This is a genomic window from Pseudomonas sp. PAMC25584 (assembly GCF_058135675.1).
This window is the reverse complement of the sequence record NZ_CM176870.1, coordinates 2,329,595-2,346,972: the sequence shown is the minus strand read 5'-3', so window position 1 is coordinate 2,346,972 and position 17,378 is coordinate 2,329,595. Positions and strand designations below refer to the sequence as shown.

At 59.2% G+C, this 17,378-nt stretch carries 14 protein-coding genes; 8 read left to right on the top strand and 6 right to left on the bottom strand.

All coding sequences use genetic code 11. The features are described from left to right. The first annotated feature begins 92 nt into the window (after window positions 1–92). Genes xylF through ACS5Q8_RS10920 form a run of 3 tightly spaced genes read left to right on the top strand, consistent with a single transcriptional unit; the run spans window position 93 to window position 3,781 of the window. On the top strand, window positions 93–1,094 hold the full coding sequence (gene xylF / locus ACS5Q8_RS10930; protein ID WP_465160173.1) for a D-xylose ABC transporter substrate-binding protein: 1,002 nt from the start codon (window positions 93–95) through the stop codon (window positions 1,092–1,094). A 5-nt stretch (window positions 1,095–1,099) separates the two neighbouring features. Next, window positions 1,100–2,644, top strand: coding sequence for a D-xylose ABC transporter ATP-binding protein (gene xylG, locus ACS5Q8_RS10925; protein ID WP_465160172.1), 1,545 nt, complete (start codon window positions 1,100–1,102; stop codon window positions 2,642–2,644). Beyond that, window positions 2,645–3,781: a sugar ABC transporter permease gene (locus ACS5Q8_RS10920; protein ID WP_465160171.1), complete on the top strand. Its 1,137-nt coding sequence runs from the start codon at window positions 2,645–2,647 to the stop codon at window positions 3,779–3,781. Between the two features lie 264 nt (window positions 3,782–4,045). On the opposite strand, the gene ACS5Q8_RS10915 is transcribed toward ACS5Q8_RS10920, so the two are convergent. The 3 genes from ACS5Q8_RS10915 to ACS5Q8_RS10905 are packed head-to-tail and all read right to left on the bottom strand — an operon-like array spanning window position 4,046 to window position 6,766. Further along, the gene (locus tag ACS5Q8_RS10915; protein WP_276197456.1) at window positions 4,046–4,969 is read right to left on the bottom strand and encodes a LysR substrate-binding domain-containing protein; all 924 of its coding nucleotides are present in this window, start codon (window positions 4,967–4,969) and stop codon (window positions 4,046–4,048) included. Then, window positions 4,969–5,817: an EamA family transporter gene (locus ACS5Q8_RS10910; protein ID WP_276197455.1), complete on the bottom strand. Its 849-nt coding sequence runs from the start codon at window positions 5,815–5,817 to the stop codon at window positions 4,969–4,971. Before ACS5Q8_RS10910 ends, ACS5Q8_RS10915 begins: the two co-directional genes overlap by 1 nt. A gap of 55 nt (window positions 5,818–5,872) precedes the next feature. After that, entirely contained in the window at window positions 5,873–6,766 is an 894-nt protein-coding gene (locus ACS5Q8_RS10905; protein ID WP_465160170.1) for a TauD/TfdA family dioxygenase, read from the bottom strand. A 42-nt stretch (window positions 6,767–6,808) separates the two neighbouring features. Here ACS5Q8_RS10905 and ACS5Q8_RS10900 point away from each other — a divergent pair. Both ACS5Q8_RS10900 and ACS5Q8_RS10895 read left to right on the top strand, forming a co-directional pair. Continuing rightward, window positions 6,809–7,896 (top strand): IS3 family transposase gene (locus ACS5Q8_RS10900; protein WP_465159118.1). Its coding sequence is split into 2 segments (ribosomal slippage): window positions 6,809–7,061 and window positions 7,061–7,896, totalling 1,089 coding nucleotides; the frame shifts between segments, so codons are not numbered across the junction. 593 nt (window positions 7,897–8,489) lie between these two features. Beyond that, window positions 8,490–8,798: a DUF6124 family protein gene (locus ACS5Q8_RS10895; protein WP_079443517.1), complete on the top strand. Its 309-nt coding sequence runs from the start codon at window positions 8,490–8,492 to the stop codon at window positions 8,796–8,798. 153 nt (window positions 8,799–8,951) lie between these two features. Here the strand turns inward: ACS5Q8_RS10895 and ACS5Q8_RS10890 are convergent, their stop codons facing one another. Both ACS5Q8_RS10890 and ACS5Q8_RS10885 read right to left on the bottom strand, forming a co-directional pair. Further along, window positions 8,952–10,202, bottom strand: coding sequence for a glycoside hydrolase family 68 protein (locus tag ACS5Q8_RS10890; RefSeq protein WP_276197452.1), 1,251 nt, complete (start codon window positions 10,200–10,202; stop codon window positions 8,952–8,954). Between the two features lie 250 nt (window positions 10,203–10,452). Then, window positions 10,453–11,391, bottom strand: coding sequence for a pectate lyase family protein (locus ACS5Q8_RS10885; protein ID WP_276197451.1), 939 nt, complete (start codon window positions 11,389–11,391; stop codon window positions 10,453–10,455). Between the two features lie 620 nt (window positions 11,392–12,011). Between ACS5Q8_RS10885 and ACS5Q8_RS10880 the strand changes: the two genes are divergently transcribed. From ACS5Q8_RS10880 to ACS5Q8_RS10870, 3 genes are read left to right on the top strand one after another with little or no spacing between them, the layout of a single operon-like run. Continuing rightward, complete coding sequence (locus tag ACS5Q8_RS10880; RefSeq protein WP_276197450.1) at window positions 12,012–13,028, top strand: iron ABC transporter substrate-binding protein; 1,017 nt, start codon at window positions 12,012–12,014, stop codon at window positions 13,026–13,028. Window positions 13,029–13,031: 3 nt separating this feature from the next. Next, window positions 13,032–14,621: an ABC transporter permease gene (locus ACS5Q8_RS10875; RefSeq protein ID WP_426101211.1), complete on the top strand. Its 1,590-nt coding sequence runs from the start codon at window positions 13,032–13,034 to the stop codon at window positions 14,619–14,621. Continuing rightward, window positions 14,618–15,685 (top strand): ABC transporter ATP-binding protein, encoded by a 1,068-nt coding sequence (locus ACS5Q8_RS10870; RefSeq protein ID WP_276197449.1) that lies wholly within the window; start codon window positions 14,618–14,620, stop codon window positions 15,683–15,685. The genes ACS5Q8_RS10875 and ACS5Q8_RS10870 overlap by 4 nt, the downstream gene beginning before the upstream one ends. Before the next feature lie 146 nt (window positions 15,686–15,831). Here ACS5Q8_RS10870 and ACS5Q8_RS10865 read toward each other — a convergent pair whose 3' ends face one another. Next, window positions 15,832–17,331 (bottom strand): CoA-acylating methylmalonate-semialdehyde dehydrogenase, encoded by a 1,500-nt coding sequence (locus ACS5Q8_RS10865; protein ID WP_443700105.1) that lies wholly within the window; start codon window positions 17,329–17,331, stop codon window positions 15,832–15,834. Window positions 17,332–17,378 lie beyond the last annotated feature (47 nt).

Genomic DNA, 17,378 nt, shown 5'->3' with positions numbered 1-17,378 from the left:
GACAAATCTGCGCACCGGGCGTCGAGGGACGCTCTACAGTTCTACCCGCATCACGCTGTGTCTTTCCAACAACAATAAAAGGACGCACCACCATGAAATCATTCAAACGCACGCTGCTCGCCAGCGCCCTGGCCCTGCTTGCCCTGCCGGTGATGGCCGATTCCGCCCATCCGAAAATCGGTTTTTCCATCGACGACCTGCGCCTGGAACGCTGGTCCCGCGACCGTGACTACTTCGTCGCGGCGGCGGAAAAACTCGACGCCAAGGTCTTCGTGCAGTCAGCCGATGCCAACGAGCAAAAGCAGATATCCCAGATCGAAAACCTGATTTCACGCGGCGTCGATGTGATCGTGATCGTGCCGTTCAACGCCACCGTGCTGACCAACGCCGTCGCCGAAGCCAAGAAAGCCGGGATCAAGGTGGTGTCCTATGACCGTCTGATCCTCAACGCCGACATCGACGCCTACATCTCCTTCGATAACGAAAAAGTCGGCGAGATGCAGGCCAATGGCGTGCTGCAGGCGGCGCCCAAGGGCAACTACTTCCTGCTCGGCGGCGCGCCCACCGACAACAACGCCAAGGTGCTGCGCGAAGGCCAGATGAAGGTGCTGCAACCGGCCATCGACAAGGGCGACATCAAGATTGTCGGCCAGCAGTGGGTCAAGGAATGGAACCCGACCGAAGCCCTGAGCATCGTCGAAAACGCCCTGACCCGGAACAACAATAAGATCGACGCCATCGTCGCCTCCAACGACGCCACCGCCGGCGGTGCAATCCAGGCCCTGGCCGCGCAGAAGCTGGCGGGCAAGGTGCCGATCTCCGGGCAAGACGCCGACCTCGCCGCCGTCAAGCGCGTGATCGACGGCACCCAGACCATGACCGTGTACAAGCCGCTCAAGCTGATCGCCACCGAAGCCGCCAAGCTCTCGGTGCAGCTTGCACGCAATGAAAAGCCCACCTATAGCTCGCAATACGACAACGGCAGCAAGAAAGTCGACACCATCCTGCTCACCCCGACCCCACTGACCAAGGCCAATATCGACCTGTTGGAGAAGGACGGGTTCTACACCAAAGAGCAGATCGGCGGGCAGTGACCGCCATGGCTGACTACCTGCTGCAAATGAACGGCATCGTCAAAAGTTTTGGCGGTGTCAACGCGCTCAATGGCATCGATATCAAGGTGCGGCCGGGGGAATGTGTCGGCCTGTGCGGCGAGAACGGTGCCGGCAAATCCACCTTGATGAAGGTGCTGTCGGCGGTTTATCCCCATGGTACCTGGGAGGGCGAAATCCTCTGGGACGGGCAGCTGCTCAAGGCCCAGTCCATCAGCGAAACCGAGGCCGCCGGCATCGTCATCATTCACCAGGAACTGACCCTGGTGCCGGACCTGTCGGTGGCCGAGAACATCTTCATGGGCCACGAACTGACGCTGCCCGGCGGGCGCATGAACTACCCGGCGATGCTGCACCGCGCCGAAGCGTTGATGCGTGAACTCAAGGTCCCGGACATGAACGTCGCGCTGCCGGTGTCGCAGTACGGCGGCGGCTACCAGCAACTGGTGGAAATCGCCAAGGCCCTGAACAAACAGGCACGCCTGTTGATCCTCGACGAACCTTCCTCGGCCCTGACCCGCTCGGAAATCGAGGTGCTGCTGGACATCATCAAAGGGCTCAAGGCCAAGGGCGTGGCCTGCGTGTACATCTCCCACAAGCTCGATGAAGTGGCAGCGGTGTGCGACACCATCACGGTGATCCGCGATGGCAAACACATCGCGACCACGGCCATGGCCGACATGGACATCCCGCAGATCATCACGCAGATGGTCGGGCGCGAAATGAGCAACCTCTACCCCACCGAGCCCCATGAGATCGGCGAGGTGATGTTCGAAGCACGCCACGTCACGTGCTACGACGTCGACAACCCCAAGCGCAAACGCGTCGACGACATCTCCTTCGTGCTCAAGCGCGGGGAAATCCTCGGCATTGCCGGGCTGGTCGGCGCCGGGCGTACCGAGTTGGTGTCGGCACTGTTCGGCGCCTACCCGGGCCGCTACAGCGCCGAGGTGTGGCTGGACGGCCAACGGATCGACACGCGCACGCCGCTCAAATCGATCCGCGCCGGGCTGTGCATGGTGCCCGAGGACCGCAAGCGCCAAGGCATCATTCCCGACCTGGGCGTGGGCCAGAACATCACCCTGACCGTACTCGACACCTACGCGCACCTGACGCGCATCGACGCCGAAGCCGAACTGGGCAGCATCGACCAGCAGATCGCACGCATGCACCTCAAGACCGCCAGCCCGTTTTTGCCGATCACCAGCCTGTCCGGCGGCAATCAGCAAAAGGCCGTGCTGGCGAAAATGCTCATGGCCAAGCCCAAGGTGCTGATCCTCGACGAGCCCACGCGCGGCGTGGATGTGGGCGCCAAGTATGAGATCTACAAACTGATGGGCGCGCTGGCGGCCGAAGGCGTAGCGATCATCATGGTCTCCTCGGAGCTGGCCGAAGTGCTCGGCGTGTCCAACCGCGTGCTGGTGATCGGCGACGGCCAGTTGCGTGGGGATTTCATCAATGCAGGCCTCACCCAGGAACAGGTCCTCGCCGCCGCGCTCAGCCAAAATAATAATGATCGGAAGACCGCTTAGATGAATCAGCTCAAACAGCTGTTTACCCGCTACAAAATGCTCGCCCTGGTGATCGCCGTGGCGTTCATCTGGCTGTTTTTCAGTTGGCAGACCGAGGGCGGTTTCCTCACGCCGCGCAACCTGTCCAACCTGCTGCGGCAGATGTCGATCACCGGGATTCTGGCGTGCGGCATGGTGCTGGTGATCATCAGCGGCGAGATCGATTTGTCGGTGGGTTCGTTGCTCGGGCTGTTGGGCGGGCTCGCGGCGATTCTGGACGTGGTCTATCACCTGCCGCTGCTGGCCAACCTCAGCCTGGTGGCGTTGTGCGGGTTGATGATCGGTTTGGCCAACGGCTACATGACCGCTTACCTGCGCATCCCGTCGTTTATCGTCGGCCTGGGCGGCATGCTGGCGTTTCGCGGGATTCTGCTGGGCATCACCGGCGGCACCACGATTGCGCCGGTGTCGCCGTCGCTGGTGTATGTGGGCCAGGGGTATTTGCCGCATTCGGTGGGCATCGGCCTTGGGATTTTGCTGTTGGCCCTGACCCTGTTTTTGACCTGGAAACAACGGCGCAACCGCGCACTGCACGGGCTGGCCGCGCATTCGTTGGTGCGGGATGTACTGCGCGTGGGGGTGATTGGCGCGGTGCTGGCCGGGTTCGTCACCACGCTCAACAGCTACGACGGCATTCCCGTACCGGTGCTGCTGTTGCTGGTGCTGCTCGGCGTGTTCAGCTACGTCACCAGCCAGACCGTCTTCGGTCGCCGCGTGTATGCGGTGGGCAGCAACATGGAAGCCACGCGCCTGTCGGGCATCAACGTGCAGGCGGTGAAACTGTGGATCTTCGGCATCATGGGCGTGATGTGCGCCCTCGCCGGCCTGGTCAACACCGCCCGCCTCGCCGCCGGTTCACCTTCAGCGGGCAACATGGGCGAACTCGACGCCATCGCCGCCTGCTTTATCGGCGGCACCTCGATGCGCGGCGGCTCGGGCACGGTGTATGGCGCGCTGCTCGGGGCGTTGGTGATTACCAGCCTGGATAACGGCATGTCGATGCTGGATGTGGACAGTTACTGGCAGATGATCGTCAAGGGCAGCATCTTGGTGCTGGCGGTGTGGGTGGATGTGAGTACGCGGGCTGGGCGCCGATAAACCCCACCGCATAACCCCTGTGGGAGGGGGCTTGCTCCCGATGGCAGAGTGTCAGTCACTGCATGAGTGCCTGAACCACCGCCATCGGGAGCAAGTCGAACCGTCGCACCTCCCCTCCCACATTGACTGTATTCCACCGATTGATCGGCGGGGTAAGCGGCATTTGGTCATGTATCCACAGTTACAGGCAGATGATCGTGAAGGGCAGCATCTTGGTGCTGGCGGTGTGGGTGAATGCGAGTACGCGGGCAGGTCGCCGGTGAGTCATTTGCCGGAACGCTGCACCTCCCCCATAAACTGATGCGCTTGGGCCTTGAGCCAATCAAGCAAACGGGCGATATCGGGCTTTGATTGTCGTCCGTTTCGACAAATGATGTAGTACGCAGCAGGCGACATCATTAAGGGGGCCTCCAACGCAACCAATTCACCGTCTTTCAATTGGTCATACACCAGTGCCGTCCTGCCCAACGCAATTCCGCCGCCTTTCACTGCCAAACTGATGGCCAGGCTGGAATCTGGAAAGCGCGGCCCATGGTGATACGGCGGTGCCTCTAGCCCTTGAAATGCAAACCAGCTCTCCCACCCTGGGCATACCTGATCGTCGACGCGATGAATCAGCGGGTACCGCGCTATTTCCTCCAGCGCAATATCACCATTCACACGTTTAAATTCCGGCGAGCACACGGGGAACACCGCATCGCGCATCAGCAGTTCGGCATGATGATCCGGGTAGTCGCCATACCCCATCACCACCGCGACATCGAACGGGTGAGCACTTAAGCTGGCGCTGCTTATGTCCGCGCTGGTCAACACCAGATCAAGGTTGAATGCCGCTTCGGCGTGAGCACCATGCATTCTGGGAATCAGCCAAGTTGCACAAAGAGAGGAGGTGCACGAAAGGTAAAGTGGCTGGGATCTACTCGGGTTGAGCGAATGCAGCACCGTATCCAGTTCTTTGAAAAAACCATCGGTCACTGGCAACAAGGCCTGCCCCGCTGTCGTGAGTTTGACCCCCCGCGAATGCCGCTCGAACAACTGCACCCCCCACCATTCTTCCAGGCCCGCAATTTGATGGCTGATGGCACTGGCGGTGAGGTTCAACTCGAACGCAGCACGCGCAAAACTGCCCGTTTGCGCGGCGCTGACGAAGGCTTGAAGCATGGGGGTGGGCGGCGGGCGCTGGGCCATCAGGTGCTCACTTTGATCAGGATGATCCCGCAGACAATGACGAACGCCGACAGCATCCGTCGCCAGCCGAACCGCTCCCGGAAGAACAGCGCAGCAATGATGGCGCCGATAATAACACTGGTTTCCCGCAGGGCTGAGACCTTGGCCACTGCGTCCAGCGACAACGCAAACAGGACCAAACCGTAGGACGCCAAGTAAAAAACACCGCCCATTGCGCCTACTCGCCAGTGGTCGCGCACAGCCTGGGTGAGTGCTGATCGCGTCTTGAAAAACGCCAGCATCGGAATCGGAATGCTCTGGAACAGCGTGAGGTAGATGATGTACTGCAGCACCGTCTCACTGGCTCTTACACCTTTGGCATCCACCACCGTGTAGGACGCGATGAACACCCCCGCACACACGGCCATCAGAATTGGTTTGAACATCTGCGCGGTCATCCTGCGCACAAACGTCAGGCTGATGATCCCCGCGCAAATCAGCAGCACTCCCGCCATCGACGGGAACGATAGCTGTTCATGCAAAAGGAAGTAGGAAAACAGCGCAACCAACACCGGCGGCACGCCGCGCATCACCGGGTAGACCTGGCCGAAGTCGCCCGTTTCATAAGCCTTGATCAGGAACAATCGATAGACCGTATTGAGCATCACAGAAATCAGCACATAGCCCCACACCTCCAGGCTCGGTACGTTGACCAACGGCAGCGCCGCCAGGCAGATCACTAATGCGGTGCCATCGACCATGGCCAAGGTCATGAAACGGCTGCTGCCGGCACGGACAACGGCATTCCAAGTGGCGTGCATGAAGGCGGAGACCAAGACCAGGGTGATGGCTATGTTGGCGTTGTCCATGAGGGCTCGGCTTTTGAGTGGGTATAAAGGTCGCGCGCCATGCGTGGCATGGGCATCATTGCTTGCGTAACCACATCCGCAACATGTAGCGATTCAAGGCGTTTAATGGCTCTGCATCATCAATTTCCGAGCGTGGAGAATGCATATCGATGAAATGCGTTCGGGTATGGAGAAACTTGTTGTCCGCTGAAATAAGCACCTGACCAGGCTCAAGCAATACACGATGCTGAACAGATGATTGATCGAGAACTGTATCCAGAAAATCCAATGCTTGAACCTGCGCCAACGTCAACGGCATTTTCGCTTTAAGGTGAGCCGATTCAATGTAGACGCGAAAGTACCTTATCAAGGGAATACCTTCATTGGAAAAACTCAGGATGGGCGCTTTAAATAGGCACTCGTCCTCTGACATGCCTCTATTTTCAAAATAGAAATCGCATTTAAGCTCCTCGAGAATTTCCGGAAATGCCATCAGCTCCGCATATACCGCGCTTGCATCAATAAGAATGCTCTCGCCTCCCAGAAGCGCTTTCTGTCCACAAGCCAGAATCAAATAGTCGATAGGGAGAGGGTCGCTGACGCCATCGTTATGTACGCAGGCGCCCTGACGGGTCTGATGGTACCTCGCACCCTCTTCAATGCTTTTACCGCCTCGGTCGTAAACCTCAATAACCTTATGACCAAGATGATTTTGCACCATTGGCGTACCAAGCAAAGATCCAAATGCCCACACCAGCGATTTGAAACTTGCAAGGTTATCCGTCCTAAATCCATCAAGGATCAAGACATGACTTTCATGTTCAATAATGTTTCGTATATTGCGCAACGCCTCGCCAAGGGACTGCGAATAAAACGGATCAATGCAAGCGTGTTTTATATCGAATCGACCGGTTTTGGCTTCTGCACCCAACATCGCGCTGGGGTAATCCCCCCTGAAAAAAATACTCACCAGAAGTAGAATTTTCTCCTAATCGGATCAAGGAAATTTTGCGTGAAGAGATCACGTTTTTCAGACAGCCAAATCATGGCCATTCTCAAGCAAGCCGAGGCTGGAAGCCCGGTGCCAGAGCTATGTCGCGAGCACGGTATCAGCTCGGCCACCTTCTATAAGTGGCGCACCAAGTTCGGCGGCATGGACGCATCGCTGATGGCTCGGTTACGCGAGTTGGAGGATGAGAACCGGCGTCTAAAAAAAATGTACGCCGAAGAGCGGCTCAAAGCCGAAATCATCCAGGAGGCCATGGCAAAAAAGTGGTGAAGCCATCGCGGCGACGAGAGATGGCGCAGGAAGCGGTTCGTTCAGGTCGATGCAGTATCAAGCTCGCGTGCCTGGCCTTCGGGGTCAGCATCACGTGCTATCGCTATCAATCGCGCCTATCGCCTGAAAACGCCGAGATCGCCGATCACCTGATCCGACTCACGCATAACCAGCGCAATTGGGGGTTTGGCTTGTGTTTTCTGTACCTGCGCAACGTGAAGGGCTATGGCTGGAACCATAAACGGGTGTATCGGATCTACCGCGAGCTGGAACTGAATCTGCGGATCAAACCGCGTAAGCGCATCGTGCGCGAGAAGCCTGAACCGCTGGCCGTTCCGCAGGCAGCCAACCAGTGTTGGTCGATGGATTTCATGCACGATCAGTTAGCTGATGGACGCAGCTTTCGGGTTTTTAATCTGATTGACGACTTCAACCGCGAAGCCCTGGGCATGGAGATTGATTTATCGCTACCGGCTGAGCGCGTGGTGCGTGCGCTGGATCAGGTCATTGAATGGCGTGGTAAACCGCAGGCGATCCGCAGCGATAACGGCCCAGAATTCATCAGTGCCAAGCTCGCTGAGTGGGCGAAGAAACGAGGCATCCGCTTGGACTTTATTCAACCGGGTAATCCACAGCAGAATGCCTACGTTGAACGTTATAACCGGACTGTGCGCTATGACTGGCTGGGACATTACTTGTTTGAGTCGATAGCCGAAGTTCAGGACTATGGTACGAACTGGATCTGGACATACAATCACGAGCGCCCGAATATGGCCCTCGGCGGCATTACCCCAAAACAGAAGTTGGCCCTGGTGGCCTGAGGTCTACTTCTGGTGAGTTTTAGGAATGGGGGGATTACCCTGGCACTCAGCAACTCTTCAAATGCTGCGTTTGAGAGCCTGATCTTAGATACTGCTTGGCGAAAATTACTGACGTTTATGTTCATCGCAATCCTTTACGGAGGTTAGTTGGCGTCGATATTTAACTCGGCCCACTACACCCTGAAAAAGCGAAAAGTCGTCAGCGCTGCCATCAAATTCCGTCATGGCAGATCTTTCCTACAGATAGAAACCATCACGTGTTCGTTAGTGGCATTTGGTCATGGTTTTTAAAGGGCCAGCAAGCCGTGTCGCTTTAAATTGCAGGACGTTTCCTAGACAATCTGCGCCGCCTTGTGCCTGTTGGAATCGATGGCTAGTCTGCGGTCCGTCACTGCCAAATCAGTGATCGGGTTTAGTCGCCCGACCTCTCATCACGTGCACGGTCTTCCATCAGTTTTTATGGTGGCTGTGCGCAGGGCGCCTTCGGGTGCGCCGGATTTTCGTGATGGCCGGTCGACTAACCTGCGTACAGCCGCCACCCTACGTTTAGTCGCGGCGGGGTGGCGAATCTCAATCCATCACGGAATTACACCATGAATAAAGTCCTACCCGACCCACCCATCGATCCCACCAAAGACCGCGCCGCCTTCAACCGCGCCATCGACCATTACCTGCCCACCCAAGGTTTCCACGCCGTCAACGAAGACCTGAGCTTCGAAGACGCCCTGCTCTACACCGCCAGTTTGCTGGACAGCGCTTCGGCGACTGCGCTGGATTGCGGGGAGCTGCTGGAGAAACCGGAGCGGGCGAAGATCCTCGCGGTGTGGCATTTGCTGGAAATCGCCAAAACCACGGTTGACCGCTCCATCGAGTGCCTCAGGCCCACGAAGACCACTGCCTGACCACGGACAAAAAAATGTGGGAGGGAGCTTGCTCCCGATAGCGGTGGTTCAGCCAAGTCGCTGTCGACTGACACTCCGCCATCGGGAGCAAGCCCCCTCCCACATTTGGATCGGTTTACACCCGATGAAATCAGGCCGGCTATCGCGCTGCCGTTACTGACTCAACACAACATCGCGCATCGCCGGAATGTAACCGTAGTCGTAAGCCTCCTGCACAAACGAGCGATCACCCTTCAATACAATCCGAACAGTAGGCGCTTCGGTGCCGCCAATGCGGTAGTCATCGCCACTGGTGGGCACGCTGTCGATAAACGACGTCACCAGGCCGTTGGGCATCACGCAGTGGGAATAGGTTTGGAACGGCTGCGAAGGCGGGTTGCCCAGTACCAGCCCCGAGGCGTTCATCGGCGTGTAGGGGCCGAACAGATGATCGCCGACGAATCCATAAACGCCATCCGGGCCGGTCACGCCGTCGGCATAAGTGAACTTGTGACTGATGGTGAACAAGTAATACTTGTTGTCCTGGAACACATAGTGCGGCCGCTCGGTTTGATCGTTCACGCCCACGGCAGTGACCAGCGGCGGTAGGATTTCCCACTCGTCACCATTGAGGTCCTTGGCGACTGCTATGCCGATACACCCCACCTGGTAGCGGGCCCCGCCCACATCCTCATGCCCCGGTGGCACCAGGCCCGTCTCGTTCGGGCCCACTTCGTGAGTCCCGCGCTCGCCGGCCACGTTGCCTTCGAACACCATGTACAATTTGCCATCTACCGGATCAATAAAGGGGCTGGGATCGCGAAAGTTCCAAGTCGCATTCTGTGCTTCCGTTTGGTAATAGGTGCCGTCGGCATCAAACAACGATTTGACCTGATCAAAGCCCTGCAGGGTGACACCGGTATCCGACGTGATGACCTGGCCTCTGACTTTGGCAATCGTGGCGCCCGGCGTGACACAGGTGTAGTACAGGTCAATATCACCGTTGTTATTCAACAGGATCGGCGTACCCGCCCATTCACGCGTGGTCGGCGAAACCCCTTCGGCCATGACGCGGCCGCCGAAGATCCAGTCCTTGCCGGTGCGCGAATACCAGTAGCAGATACGCGCATGGCCATGGCGGTCTTCCCAATCGCGCTTGATGTCGTAACGGCCATCGGCATTGATGAATTGTGGATCATGGGGGCGACGATCGGCGGTCAGTGTGAAAATCACTGACCAGCCATTGACCGATACCACCGTGCCATCCAGTTCACGCAATGGCATGGTGTCCCAAATAAAGATCGTGTCACTCATGACAGGAAAGTCAGAACTCACTAACGGCTGTGTGGTCGTCGGGTCATTCTCATTAACTTTCAGCGCATCGGCCCGTGTCCAACGAGTGGGTGTGTAATTCGTATGTTTCATGATGATGTCCTTTTGCTGGCGCTTATGTGACAAGCGAAGATTAAATAGCACATGACAGCCAGCAAATAAATTGCGACTGAAAGAGCAAGCGGTAGTTGGCTCTGATAGTGCGAAACAAGGTTTAACATGGAAGTCTGCTTATCGCAACATGAAGAATCATTTAGACTACAAAGGCCATCACTGTATTTATATCCTTGATATAATTACAGTGGCACTTGCAACAAATGAGACTCGGTAGGAAGCTAACTAATCAACTACCAAACACCAGCACCCCGGCCTGGGCCCCGGCATTTTTCTGCGCGAACTCCTTGGCTTGTGCCGCGGTTTTCAAGGTATAGCCATAGTTGGACAGTGCCGTCCATTGCGCTTTCGGCGACTTCTGATTGGTGATAGGGGGCACACTGTTTGTATCAGTGAAGGTCCCAGTTCCTTTGTCATCCAACATGCCTTTGTTTTGGCTGCCTTCGCCAAAGTAATTACTTTCAGAAAGAATATTTGCGTTCTGCGCCAGGGTAAAACCGAGGTGGAAGTTGTTGATGTAGTTGTTATAGACATGAAAGTAGCCGTAACGCATCAGGCCGGGCGCACGCACTTCCAGACTGTCGAAACGGTTATGGCACAGCGTCAGGCGTGGGTAACCATTGAATGCCTTGTCATTGTCATCCGCTGGATGACCAAAGATCAAACCGTACTTGTGGTTGCCAAAAAAGCAGTTGCTGATAGTGGCGTAATCGGCCTTTTCGCCGATATATAGCAGTTTGTCGGCACTGCCGTCGGAGGTTGACCAGCTATGGCCGACGAAAGAGCAGTGATCGATCCAGTACTGGCTGCCGTAATTCAGGTAGACCTGAATATCGTCGTTCTGCTTAATATTCGCCGAATGCTTGAAGACAATATTCTGCAGAATAATATTCTGCGACTGCGCTGTTGCACGCAGGTGAATATTCTCCAGGGTTCGGTTCTGGAACGAGCCGATCAGGGTCTTGTTGGCGCCCATGTTCACTTTGGTCAGGCTCGACGCCGAGATATTACTGTTGATCACCAATACCCGAGGGGTGGTGTCGCCAATATTAGCCTTGAGTTGATCCAGGGTCGTAATACTGACCACGGGGCCGGTCCATCCGCCGGTGACTTTTGCCGCTAGGGCAAAACCGGTCAAACCGGTGAGTTTGCTTTCTGGATACGACATGAGTTCCCTCTCTATAAATAAAAACGGCTCGGAATGACGAGCCTGTGCATCAAGTTAATCCGTTAACTTGCACACAGTGTTTGGCATGGCTGAAGTTGCCGAGTGTTGGTCGATCAGCGCTTAAACACTGTGTTTATGTACAGTATTCGGTATAAATGAATCCGTCAACCATCAAGTGACAAATAACAAAAGTGGGAGGGGCGGTGTGGGTGGATGTGAGTACCCGGGCAGGTCGGCGGTGAGCCCCGTTCTCACTGACACCGCATAACCCCTGTGGGAGGGGGCTTGCCCCCGATGGCAGCGGGTCAGCCAAGTCGTTGTCGACTGATACTCCGCCATCGGGGGCAAGTCGAACCGTCGCACCGCCCCTCCCACATTGACCGCATTCCATTGTCTGAGCGGCGGTGAGCCCCGCTCTCACGGATACCCCCCCACAGTGGATAGGCGTTGCGTTAAAGGCCGTCGCCCCACGACATTTATCACGTTTATTTGACGTTTTTTTCTCATTCCCACCTCTACATTCGCCGCGCCCAAACATGCAAATGATTCCTATTGATCTAATCTAAATCGACCTCAAACAGATTTCCCGTGCAGCCATAAAAACCCGGAGCGTTCACCGCATGACCACCCGCCTTCCTTCGTTCGTCAAAAAAGCCCTGCTCGCCACCGCCCTGGTCAGCGCCGGGCATGTTTATGCCGCCAGCGAGCCGGTCGGCATCGTGGTCTACAACGCCCAGCACGAAAGCCTCACCAAGGCGTGGGTCGAAGGGTTCACCCAGGAAACCGGGATCCCGGTGACCATCCGCAATGGCGACGACACCGAGATGGGTAACCAGCTCGTGCAGGAAGGCGCCGCCTCTGCGGCTGACGTGTTCCTCACCGAAAACTCCCCGGCCATGGTGCTGGTGGACAACGCAGGCTTGTTCGCGCCGGTCGCGCCGAGCACCCTGGAACAGGTGGATGCCGCCTACCGCCCGGCCCACGGCAAATGGGTGGGCATCGCCGCGCGCTCCACGGTGTTTGTGTACAACCCGAGCACATTGAAACAAGGCGACCTGCCCAAATCCCTGCTGGACCTGGCTTCGCCAAGCTGGAAAGGCCGTTGGGCAGCCTCGCCGGCCGGTGCCGACTTCCAGGCAATCGTGGCCGCCGTGCTGGAGCTCAAGGGCGAGGCCGCTACCCTCGACTGGCTCAAGGCAATGAAGGCCAACGCGAGCATCTACCGTGGCAACAGCGCCGTGCTCAAAGCCGTCAACGCCGGCCAGGTCGACAGCGGCGTGATTTATCACTATTACAGCTTCGTCGACCAATCCAAGACCGGCGAAAACAGCAAGAACACTCAACTGCACTACTTCAAGCACCAGGACCCGGGCGCGTTTGTGAGCATTTCCGGGGCGGGTGTGTTGGCTTCCAGCAAGCACAAGGAACAGGCCCAGGCCTTCCTGAAGTGGATCACCGGCAAAGACGGCCAAGCGGTCCTCAAGGACGGCAATTCGTTCGAATACGCGGTCGGCCAGAACGCCCAATCCAACCCCAAGCTGACCCCACTGGCGCAATTGGACGCACCTAAGGTCGACGCGTCGACGCTCAACAGCAAAAAGGCTGTCGAGCTGATGACCCAGGCCGGACTGCTCTGATTGCTGCCTGAATCGTCGATACCCGGCATCGCCCACGCGCAGCCACGCAAACGCCCCCACGGACGGTTCAACAACCGTGGGGGCACGTGGGTCACCAGTTTGTCGGTACTGGTTTCGTTGTTGGCGCTACTGCCGATTGCGTTTGTGATCGGCGTGTCCTGGCAAATCGGCTGGGCACAGATCGAAGCGTTGGTGTGGCGCCCGCGCGTCGGTGAGTTGCTGGTCAACACCGTGTTGCTGGTCCTGTTCACCCTGCCGTTGTGCGTGGCGCTGGGCATTGCACTGGCGTGGTTGACCGAGCGCAGCAATCTGCCGGGGCGCCGCGCTTGGTCGTTGTTGGCGGTCGCGCCGCTGGCGGTGCCGGCGTTTGTGCACAGTTACGCGTGGGTCAGCCTGGTGCCGTCGATCCACGGCTTGCCGGCCGGTGTGCTGGTGTCGGTGATTGCCTATTTCCCCTTTCTGTACCTGCCGGTGGCGGCGACTCTGCGCCGGCTTGATCCTGCGATTGAAGACGTGGCCGAATCCCTGGGTCTCAAGCCCTGGGCGGTGTTCTGGCGGGTGGTGTTACCCCAGTTGCGCCTGGCGATCTGCGGCGGCGCGCTGCTGGTCGGCCTGCATCTGCTGGCCGAATACGGCCTGTACGCGATGATCCGCTTCGACACCTTCACCACGGCGATTTTCGATCAGTTCAAATCCACCTTTAATGGCCCGGCGGCGAATATGCTGGCGGCTGTGTTAGCCCTGTGTTGCCTGGCGATGCTCACCGCTGAGGCCTCGGCACGTGGGCATGCACGCTATGCGCGGGTCGGTTCCGGCAGCGCCCGCGAGCAACGCATCGTCAGGCTGAGCCCCATCACCACCCTGCTCGCCCTCGGTTTGCAAGCCGTGACCTGTGCGTTGGCCCTGGGTGTGCCGCTGTTCACCCTGGGCAAATGGTTGATCGCCGGTGGCCGCGAGGTCTGGCAGTTCAGCGAATTGCTGCCGGCGCTGGAGCAAACCGTCCTGCTGGGCGTTGCCGGTGCCGTGCTGACCACCTGCGCGGCGGTGCCGATCGCCTGGCTGTCGATTCGCGCACCGGGGCGCCTGCAGCGCATCCTGGAAAGCTGCAACTACATCACCAGCTCATTGCCCGGCATTGTCGTGGCACTGGCGCTGGTCACGGTGACCATCCACTTTGCCCGGCCGATCTACCAGACCACGATCACCGTGCTGCTCGCCTACCTGCTGATGTTCCTGCCACGGGCGCTGGTCAGCCTGCGGGCGGGTATCGCCCAGGCCCCGGTGGAGCTGGAAAACATGGCGCGCAGCCTTGGCCGCTCGCCGGGCCGGGCACTGTGGCTGATCACCATGCGCCTGGCGGCGCCCGCCGCCGCGGCGGGAGCGGCACTGGTGTTCCTCGCGATCACCAACGAACTGACCGCCACCCTGTTGCTGGCGCCGAACGGCACGCGCACCCTGGCCACCGGGTTCTGGGCGATGACCAGCGAAATCGACTACGCCGCAGCGGCGCCTTACGCGTTGATCATGATTCTGCTTTCACTGCCGTTGACCGGCCTCCTCTACCACCAATCCAAACGCACGGCCGGCCGATGAACGCCCTCGAACTCACTGCACTCTGCAAAACCTTCGGCACCCAACCGGCCTTGGCCGACGTCAGCCTGGCGGTGCCCAACGGCAGCCGCATGGTGATCGTCGGGCCTTCTGGCTCCGGCAAGACCACCTTGCTGCGGATGATTGCCGGCTTCGAATTTCCCGACAGCGGCAGCCTGACCCTGAACGGCCAGGTGCTGGTTGACGCCACCCACGCCGTGCCGGCGCACCAACGCCAGATCGGCTATGTGCCGCAGGACGGCGCGCTGTTCCCGCACATGACCGTGGCCGACAACATCGGCTTCGGGCTGGCGGCCAAACATGCCTCGCGACACGCACGCATCGCCGAACTGATGGACAGCGTGGCCCTCGACGCCAACATGGCCCGACGCTGGCCCCACGAGCTGTCCGGCGGCCAGCAGCAACGGGTAGCGCTGGCGCGGGCGTTGGCGCAACAGCCCCGGTTGATGCTGCTGGATGAGCCGTTTTCCGCGCTGGACACCGGCCTGCGCTCGGCCATGCGCAAGATGGTGGCGCGGTTGCTGAGCGACGCGGGCATCACCACGATCCTGGTCACCCACGATCAAAGCGAGGCGCTGTCGTTCGCCGACCAGTTGGCGGTGATGCGCCAGGGGCGCCTGGTGCAATCGGGCCGTCCAATGGACCTGTACCAGTACCCCGTCGATGAGCAGACCGCGTTGTTTCTCGGTGAAGCCGTGGTATTGCCCGCCAGGATCGAGGCCGGTTGGGCCCACTGTGCACTGGGTCGCGTGCCGGTCGACAGCCAAGCCAACCAAGGTACGACACGGATCATGTTGCGCCCGGAGCAACTGCTGCTGAGTACCACCGACGGTTCCGGCTGCCGTGGCGTGGTCACCGAACGCGAATTCGGCGGCAATACCTGCACCCTGACCGTGGCGTTGCAAACGGATGAAGGCGTGCCCGGCCAAGCCATCCTGGTGCGCAGCTCAGGCCTGCAAGCCCCAAACATCGGCAGCGTGGTACACCTCACCACGATGGGCACGGCCCATGTGCTGAAAAAACCAGCGGCGCTCAACCCCAGCTAAGTTTCGGCGCCTACCGTGGGCGAAACCGGCGCAGATTACCTCGCCACCGGCTGCTCCAAACCCGCCGATAAGCCCAAGGACAGCGCCGGCTCAGCGACCAGCCAACACCCGACAACCCCTCGGGCGAGTGGTTGTCGGGGGAGTGCTTACTTCGACACCGGCATCGCAAACTCCGCGCCCTGCTCGATGCTCTCCGACCAGCGCTGCATGATCGACTTCTGCTTGGTGTAGAAGCGCACCCCCTCAGTGCCGTAGGCATGCATGTCGCCGAACAGGCTTTTCTTCCAGCCACCAAAGCCGTGCCAGGCCATCGGCACCGGGATCGGTACGTTGATGCCGACCATGCCCACTTCGATACGCCGCGCGAATTCGCGGGCGATGTTGCCATCGCGGGTGAAGCAACTGACGCCGTTGCCGAACTCGTGGTCGTTGACCAGCTTTACGGCCTCGGCAAAGTCATTTACCCGGACACAGGCCAGCACCGGGCCGAAGATTTCTTCGCGGTAGATGCTCATCTCTTGAGTCACATGGTCGAACAAGGTCGCGCCGAGCCAGAAGCCGTTTTCCAGGCCCGGTTCGGTCGGCACGTAATCGCGCCCGTCGAGCAGCAACTGCGCGCCGGCCTGGACGCCTTGTTCGATGTAGCCGCTGATACGTTCCAGCGCGGCGCGCGAGACGATCGGGCCCATTTCGGCCTTGAGGTCGCGGCCGTCGGTGATGCGCAATGTCTTGGCCCGCTCGGTCAGGGCGGCGATGACTTTGTCACCGACATCGCCCACCAGCACCGCCACCGAGATCGCCATGCAGCGTTCGCCGGCACTGCCGTAGGCCGCGCCCATCAGCGCGTCGACGGTGCGTTCGATGTCTGCGTCGGGCATCACCACCATGTGGTTTTTCGCGCCGCCCAGGCCTTGGACGCGCTTGCCATTACGTGCGCCGGTTTCGTAGATGTATTGGGCGATCGGCGTTGAGCCGACAAAACTCACGGCCTTGACGTCCGGGTGTTCGATCAGCGCGTCCACCGCTTCCTTGTCGCCCTGCACCACGTTGAACACGCCTTTGGGCAGGCCGGCTTCACGCAGCAACTCGGCCATGAACAGCGCGGCGCTCGGGTCGGTCGGGCTGGGCTTGAGGATGAAGGTGTTGCCCGCCGCGATGGCGATCGGGTACATCCACATCGGCACCATCACCGGGAAGTTGAACGGCGTGACGCCGGCGACCACGCCCAGGGGCTGGCGCATGGTCCAGTTGTCCATGCCACGCGAGACCTGGTCGGAGTGTTCGCCCTTGAGCAGGTTGGGAATGCCACACGCGAATTCGAGGATGTCGATGCCACGGTCGACTTCGCCCTGGGCATCGGTAAACACCTTGCCGTGTTCGGCGACGATGATGCGCGCCAGGTCGTCCTTGCGTTCGCGCAGCAGGTGCAGGTATTGGAACAAGACGCGGGCGCGGCGGATCGGCGGGGTGTCGGCCCAGTCGGCAAAGGCGGCTTGCGCGGCGGCGACGGCTTCGCCGACGGTCTGGCGGCTGGCCAGGGCGACGCGCGCGGTCACGGCGCCGGTGGCCGGGTTGTATACGTCCTGATAGCGATCATCGCGGCTCACGCGTTGGTCGTTGATGTAGTGCTCGAGGGTTGTGGTCATGGCAGTCGATCCCTGGTGGGTAGCGTTGGGACACACGATAGGCTTTC